Source organism: Enterobacter hormaechei subsp. xiangfangensis (assembly GCF_001729785.1).
Classification (GTDB): domain Bacteria; phylum Pseudomonadota; class Gammaproteobacteria; order Enterobacterales; family Enterobacteriaceae; genus Enterobacter; species Enterobacter hormaechei_C.
Genome location: NZ_CP017183.1, coordinates 3502793 through 3523234, shown reverse-complemented (window position 1 = coordinate 3523234; position 20442 = coordinate 3502793). Strand labels below are relative to the sequence as shown.

Below are 20442 nucleotides of genomic sequence, written 5' to 3'. Positions count from 1 at the left end.
AGAAGGTCCGATCAGGGCTGTATGTGGGTATTCACAATGGCGCAGTGATCAATCTGCGCCAGTATCGTGATGACGAGCACAAGCCCAGTCAGGCCTCCGCCTGCCATTTTGCCAGTATCGCACCGGCCCGACGGGCCGTGGCTGGCAGGATGTCGGCATCCGCCACGTAGCCATCAGGATCGATACAGCGATTGTGTTCTCTCGCCTCGTGCAGAATCGCCTCGTCCCAGTAGAGGCGCTTACGCTGATCGCCCCGGGTCGTCAGAATAAACTCCACATTGCCATCAACCGCGCGGTAGCGGCGCCAGCTGTTTGCCGGAATGGAGATCACCGAACGTTCCGGGGCGATAATGCTGACTTCCTTACCCGCCTCGTTCCAGGTCACCTCCAGCTGGCCTTTAAAGACCATGATCACCTGAATATCCGGGCAGAGATGGCGACCGACAATGTGGTCGTCAGCAAGACGCAACCATTCGACGGAAAAACCGTGCGGGCTCAGGATAGCGGGAGCGGAATCCCGATCCTGTGAAATGCCGAAACCGATAACCGGCGCAATTTCGCCGCCGTGTCCCGGCAGCACCGAATCCAGCAGTCCCTGTGCTGACCAGCGGCGGTCATCGCCGGTTACCGCACGCTGGCGCATCTCCTCAACGCTGTAGTCACGCAGACTGGCAATATATTGCTCTGACAGCGGCGTCAGCAGCGCGGCGGGATCGGGCGTTGGTTCACCTGGCTCCTGCGCAATCAGCATATTATCCTTGCTGAGATACATACCGTATTCGCTGGCAGCCGCCAGCACTGATGGGTGCCAGATGATGCCGCCCGTGTTGTCCCCGCCGAGCACGGTAAATACCATGCCGCAGGTATCTTCTTTACTGACGTTGGTGAAACCGCGGAAGATCCAGGTCGGTATTGAGAGGATGGTGGGCGCGCTAAATTCAGCTTCATGCTCGCCGTTGGCGCCCCAGCGAAAACGCCACGTCCCTTCATGGATCAGGAACACTTCTGCGGTGAAATGCAGATGCAGGTTATTTGTCACCCCTTTTGGCATAGCCGCCGCGCCAATGTTAAAGCCGTGCGGCTCGGGAATATTGACGACCTGCTCGCTGGACTGGGTTACACCCGGGCCGATGAAGGAATAGTTTTGTTTGAGATGCGAGCCGGGCAGCTTGCAATCAATAAAAGCAAGATTGCAGGAGACCATATCGTCGGGGGCGATTAACCGTGTTCGTGCCTGGCTCTGGGTAAGATGGATAGTTTTCATCATTTCTCCTTTTAATAACCGGATGCACCGGTGGTAGGGATGGCGTTGCCGCGGGCGAGGGCAATGGCTTCACGTGAGGCGCGACCCAGCTGCATAACGTCGTTTGCAGGGGTAACAAACTGGAAACCCTGAGCAATACGCGCTGCCGCGGCCGCGCCGGAAGTGCAGAAAATACCGGCAATCTTTTGCTGCTGGCGGCAGCAGTGAATCACCCGCTCAATAGCAGCAAGCATTTCGGGATGTTGGGATTCGGCGCTGGCACTGCCGGTCAGCGTCAGCGAGAGATCGTTGGGGCCAATAAACACACCGTCCAGCCCTTCGGTATCAAGGATGGCGTCAAGATCCGCCAGCCCTTGGCGGGTTTCGATCATTGCCAGCGTCAGGATCTCGTCGTTGGCGTGCTGTGGATAATCGCTGCCGCCATAGAGTAGACCTCTGGCCGGACCAAAGGAGCGAACCCCCAGTGGTGGATAGCGACAGGCCGCGACAAAACGGCGAGCCTGTTCCGCGCTGGAGATCATCGGGCAGATTACGCCGTAGGCTCCTGCGTCTAATACGCGCATGATTTGCGCCGGATCGTTATCTGCCACCCGCACCAGCGGCACGGCAGGCGTGGCCGATAGCGCCTGTAGCATCGACAACGCGCTGGCAAAATCAATCATGCCGTGCTGCAAATCGACGGTGACGGCGTCGTAACCCTGATGGCCCATAATTTCCGCGCTATACCCGGAGGGGATTGCCAGCCAGCCGTTAACGATCGGGGTATTTTCCAGAAATACGGTCTTTAAACTGTTTTTGCGCACTGTATGCACTCCGTTATCCACTGACGCAGCAGCGGCGCGATCTCATCCGGGGTTTCCAGCGGAATAAAATGCCCGCCAGCCTCCACCGTATGCCTGGTCACGTTCGCATTGCCTGCTGCCAGTAGTTGATGATGATGAGGCGTGCAGATAACGTCCTGCGCGCCGTTTAGAAGTAATGTGGGGCAGGCGAGGGCGTTAAACGCAGTCCGGTTGTCCTGCCGGTGAATGGCCATTTCCGTTTGCCCGGCAAAGGTCTCAATGCCGCACTCTTGCGCCATTCGGCAAATAGTCTCTTGCAGGATCCGATCGGACAGACGTGACGGGGCGACATAGCTCTGCCACAGCGAGGAGACCAGCCAGTCGGCCAGACCCCGCGCCTGTGCGGTGTGTACCGCTTCCCGGCGTGAAGCGAGGGTGTCTGGCGCAACGGGCAACGGATTAACGGAAATCAGCGTCAGCCCGTTCACTCTTTCTGGCGCGTCGGCGGCCATTTGCAGCGCGACAATCGCGCCGAGCGAAAAGCCCGCCAGCAGAAAGCGCGGCGGCAGAACCTTTAATAACCGCCGTGACGCCTGCGGCGCGGACTCTGCGCCCGTCAGCGTGATGCACAGCACCGCTGAGATGTTCAGCCTTTCAATAAGGGGCTGCCAGAGCCGGGCGTTACACAGGGTGCCACCAAGCAGCACCAGCGGTAGATCGGTATTGTCCAGAAGCGGATATTCCATTGCATCCCTCACGTAGCCGTCCAGCCGCCGTCAACCATCAGGGCGCTGCCGGTGATCAGCCCGGCGGCCTCAGAGGCGAGGAACACTACCGGCCCCATAATGTCCTCCAGCCTGCCTGGCCGGCGCAGCTTGATATTGTCCAGCACGTAGTGGCGGAACGCCGGATCGGCAAGCGACGAACGCGTCAGGTCGGTTTCAATGAAGGTCGGGCACAGCGTATTGACGCGGATCCCCGCATCGCCCAGCTCCAGCGCCATCGTTCGGGTTAACCCTTCAAGCGCGAATTTGGAGGCACAGTACACGCTACGCTCGGGGCCGCCAACGTGTCCCATTTGCGATGAGATGTGAATAATCGATCCCCCCTTACCGCCCGCCCGCATTCTGCGCGCCACGCGCTGGCTGACAAAAAAGGTGGCGCGCAGGTTAAGCGCCATCACCGCATCGAAATTTTCCTCGTTTACCTCAAGAAACGGCTGGTGGCGGGCCAGCCCGGCACTGTTCACCAGAATGTCGGGCGTGGGCAACGTCGCCAGCACACGCTCCACCTCCTGAGCGTCGGTAATATCCAGTTCCAGCGGGTGGAATGCGAGGCTGTGTTCCGCTGCCAGACCTGCGGCATGCGCAAGCGCCTCGCGGCCCCGGGCGGCAATCCAGACCTCTGCCCCTGCCTGTGCGAGGGCGACGGCGGCAGCGAAGCCAATCCCTCTTGACCCGCCGGTCACCAGCGCGCGTTTGCCGTGCAGGGTGAAAGAGGGCGTTTGCAAAAGCGTCATGGCTTACACCTTTTCCCTGACCGGGGCCGGTGTGGCGTAGGGAACTTCCGTCTGGCCATAACGGCGCACGCGAATATTGGCCTGCTCGGCATGTCCGGCGAACCCCTCCAGGAGCGACAGACGCGAACAATAGCTGCCGATTTCGGCGGTGGCTTCGTCGCTGAGGACTTTCTGGAAGGTGCAGGTTTTCATGAACTTGCCCACCCACAGGCCGCCGGTATAACGTGCGGCTTTCTGCGTGGGCAGGGTGTGGTTGGTGCCGATCACCTTATCGCCGTAGGCCACGTTAGTACGTGGTCCAAGGAACAGCGCGCCGTAATTGGTCAGGTTAGCCAGGAACCAGTCGTCCCGGTTGGTCATCACCTGAACATGTTCGGAAGCGATACGATCTGCCTCCAGCAGCATCTCATCGTAGCTGTCGCAGACGATGATTTCCCCGTAGTCCTGCCACGACTGGCGGGCAATGTCGGCGGTAGGGAGCTTTTCCAGCAGCCGTTCCACTTCGCTGAGCGTCTCTTTGGCAAGCTGGAGCGAGTTCGTCAGCAGGATGGCAGGGGTGGTGACGCCGTGTTCGGCCTGGCCCAGCAGATCCGTGGCGCACATTTCCGCGTCAACGGTGTCATCGGCAATCACCAGCGTTTCCGTCGGACCGGCAAACAGATCGATACCTACCCGGCCGAACAGCTGTCGTTTGGCCTCCGCGACGAAGGCGTTACCGGGGCCGACCAGCATGTCGACCGGTGCCAGCGAGTCCGTGCCCAGCGCCATGGCGCCTATCGCCTGAATGCCACCAAGGGCATAGATTTCCGTTGCGCCAGCCATTTTTTGCGCCGCGACGATCGCCGGGGCGGGCTGACCGTTAAACGGCGGGGCACAGCTGATAATTCTTGAGCATCCCGCCACGCTGGCGGTGATGATCGACATGTGCGCGGAGGCGAGCAGGGGATATTTTCCGCCAGGCACGTAACATCCCACGGCGTTAATCGGAATATTTTTATGCCCGAGAATAACGCCGGGACGCGTTTCAATTTCCAGGTCCCGCAGACATTCTTTCTGCGCGCGGGCAAAATTCGCGACCTGCTGTTGGGCGAATTCAATATCCTGAATATCCTGACGGCTTAACTGTTTTATGCAGCGGTCAATCTCCGCGGACGTCAGACGATAATCCTGACGGTCATAACGATCGAATTTAATGGATAATTCGCGAATGGCTTTATTTCCGCGTTTTTCAATATCCGCAAGTATTTGTTCAACCGTTTCTCTTATTTGCTGGTTGGCTTGCTGGCGCTCTTCGGTAGATTTACCGGTTTTTAATTTCCAGGACACTCGCTTCTCCTTACCTTTTTCAGATGTCAGTTGTCCTCCCGGCGAGCCGGGAAAGGGTATTTACTTCAGAAAGGGTTATTGATCCGGCGCGGCAGCGTACGCACCGTTTTTTAATAATTGGGCTGAGGTTTGCGTTTTACGGGCATATACCCATCGAGCGGACAGCGGCGTGGCAATAGCGGCCACAACGGAAAGGGCGGCAATCAATATATAACCGGACGACAGGTTAATATGTTGCATCATTACGCCCATCATTACCGGCCCGACAAACATGCCGCAGGAATAAATGGTCTGGAATAGCCCCATTCGCGTGGATTGTTCATCAGACGAGGTATTCACTACGCTGAGCGACATGAATGCCGCAAAGGCCATACCGAACGAGAACCCCGCCAGCGCCTGCCACAGGTAAATAACATAGATATTGCTGGTGAAGGGAATGCCGAAAGTGGATATCACCTGTAAAACGATGCCGAGCACGGCGGTTTTTACCAGCCCAAGTCGCTGATAAAACACCGAGCTGCACAGGGCGATGGCCAGCCCGTAAAAAAGAAGGTGAATGTTACCCAGCAGCGCGAGGATCCCCGCCCGGGCGCCAAGCTGCTCGGCATAGACCGGCGTCAGCGTGTCGCGGGTGGCGAAGGGCACCAGAATGACGACGGTCGCCAGAATGCCAATCAGCCAGACGGAACGGTCGGCCAGCTGCTGGCGCGCGCCGGTAATGCAGGCTTTAAGCGTGGGGGCCTGAACCGGGTCGTGCACGTCCTGAATGCGGGTCGTCAGGATCAACGCCACCAGGGCGGAGATGCAGGAGACAAAAAAGGCGATGTTATTGGCGAAATAGTGAATCAGCACCGCGCCAATACAGTTGCCGAGAAACACGCCGATGGGCCCTGCAAGCGCCAGCAGCGCGACGGCGGCAGGGGCTTCGTTGCGACCGAAGTAACGCATGAACAGGATGTTGTACAGCACCCAGGTCGCCGCCGTGACGCCGTCTGCCGCTTTCGCCAGATACAGCGTAATGGCATTGGGTTCAAGCCAGGCAATCGGCCAGGCGATAATTGGCAGCAGCAGGCCAATCTGGATGAAGATCCTGCGGCTTTTAACCACGTCGGAAATAATGCCTAACGGGAAGCGTATCAGAAGGGTTGCCAGACCAGACGCGCCCATAATGATGCCCATGATCTGTGGCTCAATGCCCTGGTTGATCATCATGGGGGCCAGGAATGCATCAATGCTATGGATGCAGATAAAGAACAGGATGCTGATGATAAAAAAGAGCCGGGCTTCCCGACGGCGTAACAGTGCTTGAAACATGGTTTTGAACCTCTTGAGAATTAATGGGTTATAACCAGTCAGGGACGACGTTTACCGGTTCAATCCTTTGGGCGACTCCTGTTCTCTCCGGTACCATTGACGGTATGAAAACTCTTTGCATACGTATTCAAGATTTGAAGTTACGAAAAGGTTTCATGTTTGTAAAGTGATCTCGATCTTGTTGTGAGAATTTTAATTTTTTGTGTTGCATACGCATGCAAAGGTGGTGTAAGTATAAAAAACACCCACTTGCTGAGGCGTTTGAAGCACGCGCAAATGGGCAGGACGTTGATAAGGAATCAGGGGTAATGAAACGTAAGACTTTTGCAGCAGTCACATCCCAACAGGTCGCTCAGCTGGCGGGGGTATCGCAATCTGCGGTGTCGCGAACGTTCACGCCGGGGGCCAGCATTTCGCCGGCAACGCGTGAAAAAGTGCTGAAGGCAGCGCGCGAGCTGGGTTATCGCCCGAATGCGATCGCCCGTTCGCTCAACACGGCTCGTTCGCGCATTATCGGTGTCGTCATTTCTTACTTTGATAACCCCTTTTACTCGCAGGTGCTGGAGGCGCTGGCGCAAAAGCTGGATACGCTGAACTATCACCTGCTGCTGTTCGTTGGCGACCGGGAGGGCAACGTTGACCGTATTTTTGACCAGATTATGCAGTACCGGGTGGATGGTATTGTGCTGGCCTCGGTGACGCTGTCGCTGGAGTTATCTGAAGAGTGCCTTGCCGCCGGGATCCCGGTAGTGCTGTTTAACCGCAGCGAAGAGAGTGGCATGGCCTCCAGCGTCAACAGTAATAACGAAGCGGCCGCGCGGCAGATTGCCGAGTTTCTGCTGGCGGGGGAGCACAAGCGTTTTGCCTACGTGGGCGGCGTGGCCGATTCCCCGGTCAATATTGCCCGCCAGCGCGGGTTCATCTCCACGCTGGAAGAACATGGCATCACCGATGTGCGGGTGGTGCACGGGAATTACGACGCTCAGCAAACCACCCGGGCAGCCTATACCCTGTTTTCGACGTCGCCAGCGCCGGATGCGGTCTTTGTCGCCAACGATCATATGGCCGTCACGGTAATGGATGTGGCGCGCTATGAGTTTGGTTTGCGCATTCCGGAGGAGGTCTCCGTTGTCGGGTATGACGACATTGGCCCTTCCGGCTGGCCCTCTTATGCGTTGACCTCGGCGTCGCAGCCGGTCGGCGCGATGGTGGATGCCACGGTGGAACTGTTAATGAAACAAATTGACAGCGGAACCATAGAGCCTGAACAGATTACGGTGCCCGGTACGCTGGTGATACGCCACTCGGCGCGTCGCCCACGCAGCGGCGTTATCGAAACCAATGGTTTAACGCTATTCCAGTCTAAGGAGCGCACATGACCAGATTGCGGGGCTTCAGCCCTCAATTCGACTCTATCCAGCAGTTCATATTGACGCTGACGCACGTGGTGTGGGAGCAGAAAGATATCGGCCAGCTGGCGGATTTTTACGCCACGCCGGTGGTTTTCACTACCCCCGAAAAACAGCTGCATGAGCTTTCCCAGTTTATGCGCCTGACGCTTGAGGCGATGCACAGCTTCCCGCAGCGAGCGGTGCTGACGGAGGATATTCTGTGCAGCCAGAACCCGGGGGATGAGTACTATGTGGCGCAGCGTACCGTAGCCCGCATTCAGCACCAGGGGGAGGGATTTTTTGGCCCGCCGACGGGGAAAAATGTCTGGGTCCGCACCTGGGCCGATCGCATCTGTGTTGATGGTGCCGTACGCCAGGAGTGGCTGCTTCAGGATCGTGCCGCGATTGTGGCGCAACTGGGGCTGGATGTCCGCGACTTTGCTTTTAACCTGGCGACCATGCGCCAGCAGCTTGGGCTGGAATCTGTGTCTGCTGAGACGCTGGACGCCCGCTGGGCGGGCGGGCCCGAGGGCGACGACGTGGAAGGGGCGCTGGCCGGGGTCGTTGAGCGCTACTTAACGATGTGGGCGGGCGGTAACAGCGGCGTGGTGCCCGGTCTCTATCACCCGGCGGCGACGCTGTACGCGCCGGGGCACTGCCTCTGCACCGGCGAACAGGAAATTGGCGCACAGCTTTCCGGTTATCGCGCTTCATTTGCCGACAGCGAAACGCAACTTCATCACCTGATTGTGCGTAAAGATCCTAATGAGCCGATTCGACTTTCATTGCGCTGGTCGTTGTTAACCTGGCATGACGGTTACGGCAAATTTGGTGCGCCGACCCGTAAACCCATATCAATTACCGGTATCAGTCAGCTTGAATTACGTGATGGTTTAATTTTCCGTGAATACCTGGGGATCGATGAATTAGCGATTTGGTCGCAAATATTTAATTAATGGGGCGGCAGCCCCCTTATTCCGGCTGCAAATATTAACCGTGTTTAATTCACCCTCACTTACGGGTGCGGGTTCTTATTGTCTGAAAACAGAGCAGGAGTTTATATGTCTTCCACCGAAGCAACAAATAAAGCACCAGCCGTACCCGAAAAAAGCAGCGTGAAATCTCTGAAAGAGGAACCTGTATTACAGGTGGAGCGTCGTGATTTTGTCGATCTGGTACCGGAAAAAAGACCGCGTGTGCAATCATTACGCGGCTTTGATGACTGCTATACCGATATTGTCGATTATATCGTTCGCTGCACCCATAAAATATGGGATGAGCGCGATGTCGGCTTAATTTATTCTCACTATACCCATAACTGCGTGCTGTATAACGCGCTGGGGACACTCTATAACCGTGAACAGGTGGTACAGGATACGCTGCAACGCTTAATTGCCTTCCCGGAACGGCGCGGAATGGCAACCCAGGTTATCTGGAACGGAAATGATGTTGACGGTTTTTATACCTCTCACCTGGTGACGGGAAGCGGGCGGCATACCCAGCACAGCCATTTAGGCAAGCCGACCAACCGCACCTTCGTTACCCGGACCGTGGCGGATTGCATGATCCACGAGAATAAAATTTATCGGGAGTGGGTGGTCAGCGACAACATGTCGTTAATGAAACAGCTTGGCCTGAACACCGATCAAATCGCATTTAATATGGCAAAAGAGCAGTTCGATAAAGGCTTCCGCGTGATGGACATCGGCGAAAACGGCCGCATGCTGGGGCAATATCCGCCGGAGATGGAGTGCGATGTATCCATTGCGCACACTGATACTGAGGAGCAGTGCCTGCGTTGGCTGCATGAGATCTACAACCGCCGGATGTTTGGCAAGATCAAAGAAGTGTATGCGCCTAACGTACAGTGGCACGGTCCGCTGATGAAAGAGCTGTACGGCACCGCGGCGGTAACCCATCAGACGCTGGCGCTGGTGGGGATGATCCCTGACGGCGCGTGGCTGCCGCAGCATATTTGTTCCAACCCGTGCGATGAAGGCGGCGTCAAAGTGGCCGTTCGCTGGATCATCGAAGGGCATCACCTGGGTTACGGCGAACTGGGCAAGCCGACCGGAGAACGACTGTTTGTGATGGGCATGTCGCACTACCACATCGTCAACGGAAAAATTGTTGATGAGTGGGTGGTTTACGACCATCTGGCGCTGTTGGCGCAAATCAAACTCGGCCAGATGGAGGACGAGTAAATGTTAAATAAGGTGAGCTGGATTAAGCGCCCGCAGGGGCAGGATGCGCAGGCCGATCGTTCCCTGACGGAGAAGGTCAGCGCCATTATCGAGCGCGTGAAAACCGAAGGCGATACGGCGCTAAGAGCCTTTTCGCAGCAGTTTGATAAGGTCGTGCCCGCGCAGTTTGAGGTGAGCGAGCAGGAGATCGCCGAAGCACTGGAGGGGATGGATGCCCAGACGCGCCGCGACAGTGAGTTTGCGATTAATCAGGTGCGTCGTTTTGCGCAGGCGCAGCTGGCGACCATGCAGCCGCTGGAGGTAGAGACGCTGCCTGGCGTGCATCTCGGTCACCGGATCATCCCGGTGCAGACGGTGGGCTGCTACGTGCCGGGCGGTCGGTATCCGATTCTCTCCGCTCCCGTGATGTCGATTGTTCCTGCGACGGTGGCGGGTTGTGAACAGATTATCGCCTGTCTGCCCCCGGGCGCCCATCCGGCGATGATTGCAGTTTGCCATCTGGCAGGCGCGCACCGCATTTTCAAAGTTGGCGGCGCGCAGGCCATTGCGGCTATGGCCTGGGGAACGGAGAGCATTCCGTCGGTGGACAAAATCGTTGGGCCAGGCAACGCCTTCGTTAATGAAGCGAAACGCCAGGTTTTTGGTCGGGTCGGCATTGATGCCCTCGCCGGGCCGAGCGAGATTTTCACTATCGCGGACGACAGCGCCGACCCGCGCATTCTGGCCGCCGATATGCTGGCGCAGGCAGAGCACGATATTCATACCCGCGTCGGGCTGGCGACAACCAGCCGGGATATCGCTGAGCGTACCCTGGCGGAGGTTGAGCGTCAGCTCGCCAGCCTGCCAACGGCGGCAACGGCGGGGGAGGCGTGGCGCCGGCAGGGTGAGATTGTGCTCTGCGAAGATGAAGCGCAGCTGATTGCTTTTGCTGACCATATGGCGACGGAGCATTTGCAGGTGCATACCCGCGATCCGCACGCGACGGCGGCGAAGATCCGCAACTATGGCTCGCTGTTTATTGGTCAGAACGCCAGTGTGGTGTTCTCTGATAAATGCTGCGGCACCAACCACACGTTACCGACGATGGCGGCGGCACGCTATACCGGCGGTCTGTGGGTTGGCGCGTACGTCAAAATCTGTACCCATCAGTGGATTGACGAGCAGGGTATCCCGGCAATCGCAGAACCGGCGATCCGCCAGAGCCGTACCGAGGGGATGCAGGGGCACCGACGGGCGGCGGAAATTCGTCTGCGTCCGCAGGACATTGATGCCATTACTACCGGCATGCGGGACTAAAACGTATCCCGGGCAGCCTTCTGCCCGGTTTTCATCACTAGGGAGCCTGAGACTATGAAGCGCCTGATACCGCCAGACGACTGCCCGGAGGAAATTGCCCACCGTCTCGACGTCATACAGCAGCACCGGGCGCTCAACGCGATCCTCGGGGTTAACCCTGACGCTACGTCTCAGGCGGAACAGCATCAGCAGCAGCGTCGACGTGGAGAACCGATCGGCCCCCTGCACGGCGTGCCGCTGATCGTCAAAGATAATATTGCCTGCGCGCCGATGCCCATTACTCTTGGCTGCCGGGCGCTGGCCTCACTTAACGCGACAGCGGATGCACGGGTCGTGCAGCGATTGCGCAGCGCGGGGGCGATTATTCTCGCCAGGGCCAATATGTCCGAGTTCGCGTTCGATGTGCGCTCGCGAAGCTCGCTGGGGGGCGATGTGGCGAATCCACTTTGCCCGACACTCACCGCCGGAGGTTCCAGCGGAGGATGCGCTGCGGCCGTGGCGGCGGGAATGGCGGATGGCGCATTGGGTACCGATACCGGCGGCTCTATCCGCATTCCCTGTAGCTATACCGGGCTGGTGGGGCTACGGCCTGCCTTTCGCCGTTCACAGCTTAACGGTGTGGCGCCGCTTTCGCCCAGCAAAGATACCGTTGGGCCAATGGTACATAGCGTTGAAGATGCCGCCTTGCTGCATGCGGTGATCCATGGCTTGCCGCCGGTTGCGCTTCCTGTGCGTTCGCTGAAAGGCGTTCGCTTTGGCGTGGTGACCGCGTTACAGGGTGAGGATGAGGTACAGCTGGAGGTCTGGCAGTCAGCGCTGCACACGTTGCGCCGTGCCGGAGCGACGCTGGTGGAGGTTTCACTCCCTTTCCTTGAAGAGGTGAGGCAGGCCACCTGCCTCAGTCTGTATGAATTTCGCGTGGCGATTGACGACTGGCTTAGCAAACAGCCTGGCGCTCCCTCCGGACTGACAGGCATTGTGGACTCCGGAGCTTTCCTGCCGGAGTTTGCGCCGTTTCTACGTCAGATGCTGGCGAGTAACACGCTGAAAACCCCGCTCTGGCTGGCGGGGCGTCGCTTTCAGCGCCTGTTGCGGCAGAACCTTTGCCAGGTGGCGGAGGCGCAGCGCATCGACGGATTTGTGTATCCCACCGTACAACGATTACCAGAAAGTATGGCGAAGATGCCGCCAGGCTGCGCGCCAGAACTGGCCGCCATCAGCGGCCTGCCTGCCATTACGTTGCCCTGTGGCGTAAGCCGTATCGGTCTGCCGGTGGGGATGGAGATGTTATCGGTGCAGGAGGATGAGGCGGCACTGATGGTGCTGGCGCTGGCGTGTGAGGGGGCGCTGGGCGAGAAGGGATAGATACAAAAAAGCCCGCAGAGCTTGTGCTGTGCGGGCTTTCTGTACTTCACCGGACATATCCGTATCATTATTTGGGGCTGGCGTCCCTGTAATTAGCCATTCATTCCATTGATTTTTAATGTTATTTATACTTTAAATTTTATGTGTGGTTCTAAAAAGGAACCATAAATCGTAATGGTATGGGTTATCACGATTAGCGGATTGGAGAATTGTATCAAAAGGAAACAAATTCTTCAGTTCAACTCCCTGCTAGTAGCTGAACTGCGCAAGCAGGATCTGCTTTTCACCGATTAGTGAATGCGGTAGTTTTTCAGCGAAACTGAATTCTATCCGTAGGGCAGTACCAGCATAGGTGGAGAATGGATTTTGAACAACTGGTCACCAGAGCACACAAAAGACATCAAGAGTTGGTTTAAGATTGATACATATCGCAAATTTGAAGACCTCTCATTGCTCCAGTTTTACCATGAGATATGGGCTCGTAACTTGTTCTTTAAGGAGTATCGGGAAGAGTTTGAGAGCAGAACTCTTATGGGTTACTTCTCAAAAATTTTCAGTGGCAATCCTTTTTTAATTGAAGAAGGGCAACTGGGATACATGACTCCTGCCAATAAACTTTTTCAGCCTCCCCATTTTTTTCTAACAACTCTTGATCGCCTTGCTGAAACGAGCATCATTGCTATGCAACGCGGAGGTTTTGTTTGGGATGGTGATGACAATTATTCAATAAACAGAGATCTTCGGGAAGAATCACTTTCAGATATTATGCCAGATCAGTTTTCACGAACAGTCATGTTCGAGATTGATTTGGCAAGTGGCACAGACGAAGAGATTGCAGAGTCGCTTAAAGCTGCATTACCGCAGTGGCGTAAAATCAAAGGTATCGAACCAGATCCTTTAGAATCAGTTCGCTTTGGGTATGGAACTATCAAGAAACTCATCAGTTATCGTGTGATACCTATGCTGGATATCCTGGTGTGGGCAGCCGTTAAAAAAATCCGTGTCTCTGACGACAGGTTATCCAGACTGCTATATACAGACGATGACGAAGAAAGCGAAATGAGGCAGTCTAGCCAAATCAAAGATACCGACAGGCCTTTGGCTCTTAAATCCTGCACAACTGACTTTATCCGACAATTCCATTACTTCATGAACAAAAATAGCCATTTGAAGCAAATGAAAGTCTCTGATGTAATGAAACTATCTGATTAGAATTACATTTATAACTATTTGTTTTAATTGTTAAAATTAACTAAAGGAATCATTGTGAATGGTGCTTTTTTTTTGCGATTTTTACTTTAAACCGGGCATTTTGACACTTGCTATAAAACGGGGGAATTTCAGCTACTCTCAAGTTCCCCTTTTCTGTACGGCACCAACTTCGAGAAAACCATCCTGCATAGCTACGAAGAACCTCCGCTTCAGGAGCTTCGCTCTTTTCTTTTCCCAACTGTTCGTATAGTGACTTCACCGCAACGACAAGGGATAACGAAATGAAAAATCAAGCAACCCGCCTAATACGATTACCAGAAGTTCTCGAACGAACTGGCTACGGAAAAGCCTGGATATATCGTCTGATCAACGATGGTAAGTTTCCTGCTCCTGTCAAAATTGGAAGTCGTGCAGTAGCTTTCGTTGAAAGTGAGATTGATACCTGGATTCAGTCTGTTATCGAAACAAGTCGAAATAATGTTGCTTAATTGAACTTAGGAGTGATTTTATGAATATCGAAGAATTTGTAAGCGAAGAAAACCATATGTGCAATTTATGCGGAGATCTTTTTTACAAGATCTTTGACCAAGAAGTGATTTATGACTTACCTAATAACGAGTTTAATAAAGAAATCATTTACTGGCTCAGTCAGTACCTTGTAGGAAACCTGAGAGAACCTTTAGACTCGATCTCTGAGCTTGATGCTTGCAAACAGATATATGTTTACGAGACCTGGTTATCTCTAATTAAATGTCCTGATGAATTGAAACTCCTAGCGAAGCGGATAATTTTATATCTAATGGATTAAGAGCTTTTTATGAAAATGTAAAGTTTGGCTGCATAATTTATCTTAAAACTTTACAGAATAACTTACATTATTTTGGTTGCCGTTTATTAGCAAGGCAGTGAGATAGTTTTCGAAGTATTAGGTGTACATAATATTAACTAGATCTACCAGATGATAATTTGACAAGAATAATCGTCTATCTCACTGTTTTAATTTAAATAAATATCTTAATCGGTCCAAATAAATTTGTAAATCTACGAAATGCTTATTATTAATATATTGGAATTATACTTTTTGTAAAGTTTAGGAGGAAAATATGTGCAGTATTTGTGTGGATTCTTTTATGTTCGAAAATGGTGAGAGATATTGTCATGTTGTAAATAAAGATACTGGTGAGCCATTGTATTATCCAAACTTGTATATAACAACACAAGTCAGGAATCGTTCAGAGTCTATATCAACAATGAAGGTTATCGCTGGGAGCATTTCATTGTTATATCGATTCTTTATGAGAAAAAATATCAATATTGATGAAAGAATCCAGAATAAGCTGTTTCTCGCTCCTCATGAAATTGAGGATTTGATTGAATTCACTTCATTAAATTTCCGAGATGGAGGGGATGGTAATTTTATGGTTTCAAATGTCAAAAAACCAACTAAGTATTTTCGCATTACAACAGTCGCTAACTATCTTGAATGGTTGTGCAAAATACTTCTTTCACATGCAGGTCAGAAAAATACTCTCAAGGAAGTAATGGCTTTCATTAATAACATAAAAAGAAAGAAACCAAGGAATAATGATAAATATAATATGGAAATCGAAAAAAGCTTAGACAAAGCACAATTAGATTCTTTATTCAGCATACTTTCGCCAGGGAGTGACTTGAACCCGTTTACGGAAAAAGTGCAACAAAGAAACAATCTAATATTCCTTCTATTACATTGCTTTGGTTTGAGAGCAGGTGAACTTTTGAATCTGCGTATTGGCGATATGGATTTTGCAGAATCAACAATCGCAATAAGAAGGAGAGCAAATGATAAAACAGATCCACGAGTTTATCAGCCATTAGTGAAGACGTGTGAGAGAAAATTAATTGCTGACACAAAACTTATATATGAAATTTCAGATTATATTTTGAATGATCGTAGGAAAGTTAAAAATGCTAATAAGCATGATTTTCTGTTTATTACCTATAAGGAAGGGAAGACCCAAGGGCAACCTCTGTCATTTTCCTCATACCATAAGATAGTGAGTGTTGTTCGTCAATCATCCTCACTTCTAAGTGGATTAACAGGTCATAAATTACGACACACATGGAATTATGAGTTCTCAAAAACAATAGACAATGCCCAAGATATATCCGATGAAAAAGAACAGCAAATCCGTTCTTATCTCATGGGATGGCGACCTGGTTCAGATACTTCAATAATTTATAATCGCAGGCATATTTTTGAGCTATCGAAAAAAACTGCACTTGAACAACAAGAGCAACTATTCAAAGGAGGATTTGATGAATAATTTAATTAAATATAACTCTGATAAAACGTCTTTGCATGAACATAAAATCGTCAGTTCGATTGAAAATAACGGAATCAATCTTACAAACTTAATATATGCTATGAACGAAAATTTGGTTTGTGGATTTGTATATACAGTACAATATTATTTTAATAGCAACAGCTATTTGTATGTGAAAAATATTGTTAGAAATATGGAGAGTCTTATCCGTAAACTATCTCCTACTCATATTGATGATAAGGTTCTAATTGAATATCAAAATAAGAAATTATCAAAAGCCCCGGCATCATTTCGCGTTTTACGACCATTTTTGATTAAATGGTTTGAGTTAGGATATCCAGGAATAGATGAAAGTGCGGTAGAGCTGTTAAAGCATTTGGACCTAAAGATAAAAAAATCTGGTCAGTCTGTGCTTCAAGATGATCCAACAGAGGGACCACTAACTAAAGAAGAACATACTTCTTTGATTAAGGCTATGAATCATGCATATAGAAAAGGTGAACTGTCACTGCCACATTATGCAATATCACTATTGATCAGCCTTACAGGTAGAAGACCTCAGCAGTTAGTTATGTTGAAATATAAAGACCTTATTCAAAAGAACTTAGATAATGGCAAAGTAGAATATGTAATTTCAGTGCCACGAGTTAAACAACGGGGTAAAGAACTACGATATCGAGAACTTGCAATAATATCAGAGGTTGCATCAATTGTTCAATTGCAAGCTAATCAATCAGTGAAACTTGTTGAGCAAGCTCTTGGAAAAACTCTTGATGATTATTCTAAACGAGAAGTTCCTATTTTCTTAAATGAGGAAAAACTCTCAGATTTATCCATAACAGGTTCAATTCTTCTGGAATATAATAAATTATATGCGAAGCCTACAATTGCTAATGTAGCATTGAAAAGTATTGTTAATAATGAGGGTGTAATATCCAACCATACCGATTCGATACTAAATGTTACTCCTCGTAGGCTTCGTTATACAATAGCAACTATGCTGGCTAAAGATGGGCATAATGTTAATACTATAGCTGAATTATTGGATCATTCCTCTACTTCAAGTGCGGGGATTTATATTAAAAATCATGCTGACAGTGTTGAAAGGATTGATTCCGCTGTTTCAGAACAATTGTCATTTGTCGCTGATATTTTTATGAACGGAATCAAATCGAAAAAGAGTTGTCATTTCAAATTTTTTTCTTCAAGTAGATGCCAGAGTCAGAATTCAGGATTCCCTTGCAATCAATGTATGTTTTTTATTCCGATTGATCGCAGTGAGGTGAATCAACTATGAATAATATTATTTTGTTCAAATCAAAAAAACATATTCTTGTAGAAGAAAACTATAATGTTTTATAAAATTTTGTCGCTATCAACTGCCCGGACTAACCCAAACTCAGGATTGGGAGCAGTATGCCTGGAAAGGATATGTAACATTTAGAAAAATAGGGGTTGGAAATAAAGTCTTTGATTCCATTGATGCAATGCACGAAGATTATATCAATTTTGTGAAAGCATATATCAGATATCAACACTCATTGAAACCATTGAAAAATTATGGGGTTATTATGATGGCCTTGCGATGTCTCGAACAGGCCCTTTTGCAGGTTCAGAACACTGGTCTCATTTATAATGTTACAGGCGTTGTTTTCGATGAGGCAATGCAGATCGGGAGTAAATATTTTGAAGGTAACGTTTTAGCTAAATGTGGAATACAGCTTGAAAAAATATCAAAGTTTCTATGTGAACATAATCTTGTGAAGTCAGGATATATCTCATGGAAAAATCATGTAAAACAGAAAGTCAAAAACAATTATCTTCCTGAGATTGAGGATTATCACCGAAGCGATAAGTTACCAGATGAAGAGGCATTACTCGCTATTGCTGATATTTTTTCACAAAATGATGAGTTACTGAGTCCAAGGGATAAGTTCACCAGTTCAGTATTTGCACTTCTACTTTGTTGTCCGAGCAGAATCTCTGAAATTTTAGCCTTACCTGCTGATTGTGAGATTACACAAATAGATGGCAAGGGTATCGAAAGATATGGGTTGAGATTTTATTCGGTAAAAGGGTATGGTCCTAATATCAAATGGATTCCACGGGTTATGATACCAGTTGCAAAGAAAGCGATTAGAAGATTACTTTCCTTATCACAACATGCAAGAGCACTTGCTCACTGGTGCGAAAAGTACCCGGATAAATTTTACCGACATGAGCTTTGCCCAACAGTTGATGAAAAAGCTAAATTGACCGTTGTACAAGTTTGCCATGCACTGGGATATCATTTATTTGATCATAAATCATGTGTTTTAAAAATTAAAAGAACGAGTTTGGATGGTGGGAAAAGCTTCTTAAACCACAATGATTACAACTATTCATTGAGTGATTTGTGGGAAATTATTAGTTCTAATTTTAGCAGAGACTTTCCATGGTATGATAAAGAAAAATCCATAAAATTTAGTAATGCTTTATGCTTGCTCAATACTGATCAATTTTCTTTATCAAGAATGACTTCAATTTTAACATTTTATAAGCCTACTAAAAGTTTCTTTTTCAGTGATATACAAAGTAAAAAAAGCTATGAGATGAATTATAAAAATATATTTTCCCGATATGGGTATTATGATGATGAAGGTAAACCACTACTTATTCGCTCACACCAGCCACGGCACCTTTTAAACACAATAGCCCATTATGGTGAAATGTCTGAACTAGATATAGCTAAATGGTCTGGTCGTATCAATGCGAATCAGAACAGAGTTTATAACCATGTGTCAGAAGAAGATATGTTAGATAAAATCAAAGCTATTAAATTGAATAGGAGTAATTACTGTCAAAGGGAGTCAATACCCACAAATGAATTGACAATTGATTTTGATAACCTTAATCAAGGTGCAATACACTTAACTGAATTTGGTTACTGTGTACATAACTATTTAATCAAGCCTTGTGCAAAAATTAATCAGGTTATTGAGTGTGATAATGAAACACTGGGCATTAATTCAGTAGATAGAATTAGACTGCAATCTGTCCGAGAGAAAGTAATGCAATTAAAGAGAATAACTCAGATCGCTTATGAAAATGGTGATTATGGTGCAGACAAATGGTTGCAACACCATGAAAAAAATTTGGAAAGAATTAATAAGCTTTTGAATAATTAAAACAGGAGATACTTATGGCAAAACATTTGAACAGGAGTGAGATAAAGGCAATTAAACACATTATACTGACTTGGGACGGTAAAATCACATGGAGTGATTTATGTGAATCAGTTTATAAGAATCTAAACAGAACTATCACAAGGCAATCTTTAAGTGCTCATGATGAAGTTGTTGAAGCGTATAGAACAAAGAAAAGTTTGTCCAATTTGAAAAAATCTGGTCTAAAGAAACCAGCTAACTTAACTATTGCGGCACAACAAATAATAAACCTTAAAGCCGAAAACGAAATGTTGAAAAAACAGAACAATAGATACAAAGAGCAATTTAGCTATTGGCAGTATAATGCTTATAGACACGGTCTTACTATGGAACAGTTGAATAGGCCATTTAATAAAAAATAATATTTGATAGGTTACACCTATTGACAAGTTTAATAAATGCGATAAATATAAAGATATGGTCAGGAAGACTATTTAACTAATGCAAGGATGCATTTTATGGACAAAAACATTATCTATCCAGAGTTTACTCTGGAAGAGCAACTTATCATTATCGTCGATAAATATATCTCAAAACGATACCAGCCAGGTGATAAAAGTTTCTCATACCAGCTTTACTTAATTTTTGTGGGATACCATCTAAAATATTCTTACCCTAAAAATATTTATTCTAGATCTAATCGTAATATTGATAACGTAATGGCTATGTTTAGCTCGGTATACAAAAGTCTAACAAGCAATCTACTACAACGATTAAATAACAAAGAAGGGGTTCTAAGAGAGCTAAACTCGCTTGTTAATTTCATAGATAACAATCAGGAAAAAGCAGAACAAATCTATGCTACGGTCAGAGCACAATATGAAATGAAAGTAATTGAAAAAGAGTTAATCCATGAAGTTCGCGTGAGAACCGTCAGATTATAGATAATAAAAAGCCCCTATGCAGGGGCTAAAAGAGACTTCTCAATATGAACTACTACTGAACTTCTTTCCAGACACCATCAGCTTTCACAAGCTTAACAGGCTTTGTCTGTTTCATATTGCTAATCGAGGCATCGACAATGCAGTTATAAACATTGTTTGCTTCTTCTGTGCAACTTACTTTCTTCACATAATCGATTCTTAAAAGATCTTTTTCGGGAATACTTGAGTTCAGAGCTTTCATACTTGCATTTGACTTGTCTACAACACTTTTAAAAACATTAAATATATCTTTTTCAGAAGGTTCTGAATTACAGGCTGTTAATAAAAAAGTAGAAAGGATAACTGCGAGAATTGAGTATGTTTTCATTTTCTT

At 48.9% G+C, this 20442-nt stretch carries 19 protein-coding genes and 1 pseudogene; 13 read left to right on the top strand and 7 right to left on the bottom strand.

Translation table 11 applies throughout. From position 1 onward, the window contains the following. Window positions 1–88 precede the first annotated feature (88 nt). The 6 genes from BFV63_RS16825 to BFV63_RS16800 all read right to left on the bottom strand — a co-directional run bounded on the left by BFV63_RS16825 (window position 89) and on the right by BFV63_RS16800 (window position 6205). Window positions 89–1264: a cupin domain-containing protein gene (locus BFV63_RS16825; RefSeq protein WP_048241974.1), complete on the bottom strand. Its 1176-nt coding sequence runs from the start codon at window positions 1262–1264 to the stop codon at window positions 89–91. Between the two features lie 11 nt (window positions 1265–1275). Beyond that, complete coding sequence (locus tag BFV63_RS16820; RefSeq protein WP_003862266.1) at window positions 1276–2067, bottom strand: HpcH/HpaI aldolase family protein; 792 nt, start codon at window positions 2065–2067, stop codon at window positions 1276–1278. Further along, window positions 2049–2792 (bottom strand): alpha/beta fold hydrolase, encoded by a 744-nt coding sequence (locus BFV63_RS16815; protein WP_003862268.1) that lies wholly within the window; start codon window positions 2790–2792, stop codon window positions 2049–2051. The genes BFV63_RS16820 and BFV63_RS16815 overlap by 19 nt, the downstream gene beginning before the upstream one ends. Window positions 2793–2800: 8 nt before the next feature. Then, a complete protein-coding gene (locus BFV63_RS16810) occupies window positions 2801–3565 on the bottom strand; it encodes an SDR family NAD(P)-dependent oxidoreductase (RefSeq protein WP_003862271.1) in 765 nt (254 codons plus the stop codon). 3 nt (window positions 3566–3568) lie between these two features. Continuing rightward, window positions 3569–4891: a histidinol dehydrogenase gene (gene hisD, locus BFV63_RS16805; protein ID WP_048241972.1), complete on the bottom strand. Its 1323-nt coding sequence runs from the start codon at window positions 4889–4891 to the stop codon at window positions 3569–3571. A gap of 75 nt (window positions 4892–4966) precedes the next feature. Continuing rightward, window positions 4967–6205, bottom strand: a complete 1239-nt coding sequence (locus BFV63_RS16800) for an MFS transporter (protein WP_022651680.1) — start codon at window positions 6203–6205, stop codon at window positions 4967–4969. A 308-nt stretch (window positions 6206–6513) separates the two neighbouring features. Between BFV63_RS16800 and BFV63_RS16795 the strand changes: the two genes are divergently transcribed. The 13 genes and pseudogenes from BFV63_RS16795 to BFV63_RS16740 all read left to right on the top strand — a co-directional run bounded on the left by BFV63_RS16795 (window position 6514) and on the right by BFV63_RS16740 (window position 20069). After that, window positions 6514–7584 carry a LacI family DNA-binding transcriptional regulator gene (locus BFV63_RS16795; RefSeq protein ID WP_003862277.1) on the top strand — a complete coding sequence of 357 codons (1071 nt, stop codon included), beginning with the start codon at window positions 6514–6516 and terminating at the stop codon, window positions 7582–7584. Continuing rightward, window positions 7581–8552, top strand: coding sequence for a nuclear transport factor 2 family protein (locus tag BFV63_RS16790; RefSeq protein ID WP_045335644.1), 972 nt, complete (start codon window positions 7581–7583; stop codon window positions 8550–8552). Before BFV63_RS16795 ends, BFV63_RS16790 begins: the two co-directional genes overlap by 4 nt. A gap of 105 nt (window positions 8553–8657) precedes the next feature. Next, window positions 8658–9800 carry a nuclear transport factor 2 family protein gene (locus BFV63_RS16785; protein ID WP_003862281.1) on the top strand — a complete coding sequence of 381 codons (1143 nt, stop codon included), beginning with the start codon at window positions 8658–8660 and terminating at the stop codon, window positions 9798–9800. After that, complete coding sequence (hisD, locus tag BFV63_RS16780; protein WP_022651679.1) at window positions 9801–11096, top strand: histidinol dehydrogenase; 1296 nt, start codon at window positions 9801–9803, stop codon at window positions 11094–11096. A gap of 54 nt (window positions 11097–11150) precedes the next feature. After that, the gene (locus BFV63_RS16775) at window positions 11151–12461 is read left to right on the top strand and encodes an amidase family protein (protein WP_048241969.1); all 1311 of its coding nucleotides are present in this window, start codon (window positions 11151–11153) and stop codon (window positions 12459–12461) included. Between the two features lie 366 nt (window positions 12462–12827). Then, entirely contained in the window at window positions 12828–13673 is an 846-nt protein-coding gene (locus BFV63_RS16770) for a DUF6387 family protein (protein ID WP_001067212.1), read from the top strand. 281 nt (window positions 13674–13954) lie between these two features. Further along, complete coding sequence (locus tag BFV63_RS22790) at window positions 13955–14161, top strand: helix-turn-helix transcriptional regulator (RefSeq protein WP_000795663.1); 207 nt, start codon at window positions 13955–13957, stop codon at window positions 14159–14161. A 20-nt stretch (window positions 14162–14181) separates the two neighbouring features. Next, the gene (locus BFV63_RS16765; RefSeq protein ID WP_048241967.1) at window positions 14182–14481 is read left to right on the top strand and encodes a hypothetical protein; all 300 of its coding nucleotides are present in this window, start codon (window positions 14182–14184) and stop codon (window positions 14479–14481) included. Between the two features lie 295 nt (window positions 14482–14776). Further along, window positions 14777–15979, top strand: coding sequence for a tyrosine-type recombinase/integrase (locus BFV63_RS16760; protein ID WP_048241965.1), 1203 nt, complete (start codon window positions 14777–14779; stop codon window positions 15977–15979). Beyond that, window positions 15972–17276 carry a tyrosine-type recombinase/integrase gene (locus tag BFV63_RS16755; RefSeq protein WP_048241963.1) on the top strand — a complete coding sequence of 435 codons (1305 nt, stop codon included), beginning with the start codon at window positions 15972–15974 and terminating at the stop codon, window positions 17274–17276. Before BFV63_RS16760 ends, BFV63_RS16755 begins: the two co-directional genes overlap by 8 nt. Continuing rightward, window positions 17273–19146, top strand: a pseudogene (locus BFV63_RS16750) (DNA-binding protein). Before BFV63_RS16755 ends, BFV63_RS16750 begins: the two are co-directional and overlap by 4 nt. 14 nt (window positions 19147–19160) lie before the next feature. Further along, a complete protein-coding gene (locus BFV63_RS16745; RefSeq protein WP_001625709.1) occupies window positions 19161–19547 on the top strand; it encodes a hypothetical protein in 387 nt (128 codons plus the stop codon). Window positions 19548–19643: 96 nt separating this feature from the next. Then, window positions 19644–20069 (top strand): hypothetical protein, encoded by a 426-nt coding sequence (locus BFV63_RS16740; RefSeq protein ID WP_048241957.1) that lies wholly within the window; start codon window positions 19644–19646, stop codon window positions 20067–20069. 52 nt (window positions 20070–20121) lie between these two features. Here the strand turns inward: BFV63_RS16740 and BFV63_RS16735 are convergent, their stop codons facing one another. Beyond that, window positions 20122–20436 carry a cell wall-binding protein gene (locus tag BFV63_RS16735; protein WP_069597576.1) on the bottom strand — a complete coding sequence of 105 codons (315 nt, stop codon included), beginning with the start codon at window positions 20434–20436 and terminating at the stop codon, window positions 20122–20124. Window positions 20437–20442: the final 6 nt, after the last annotated feature.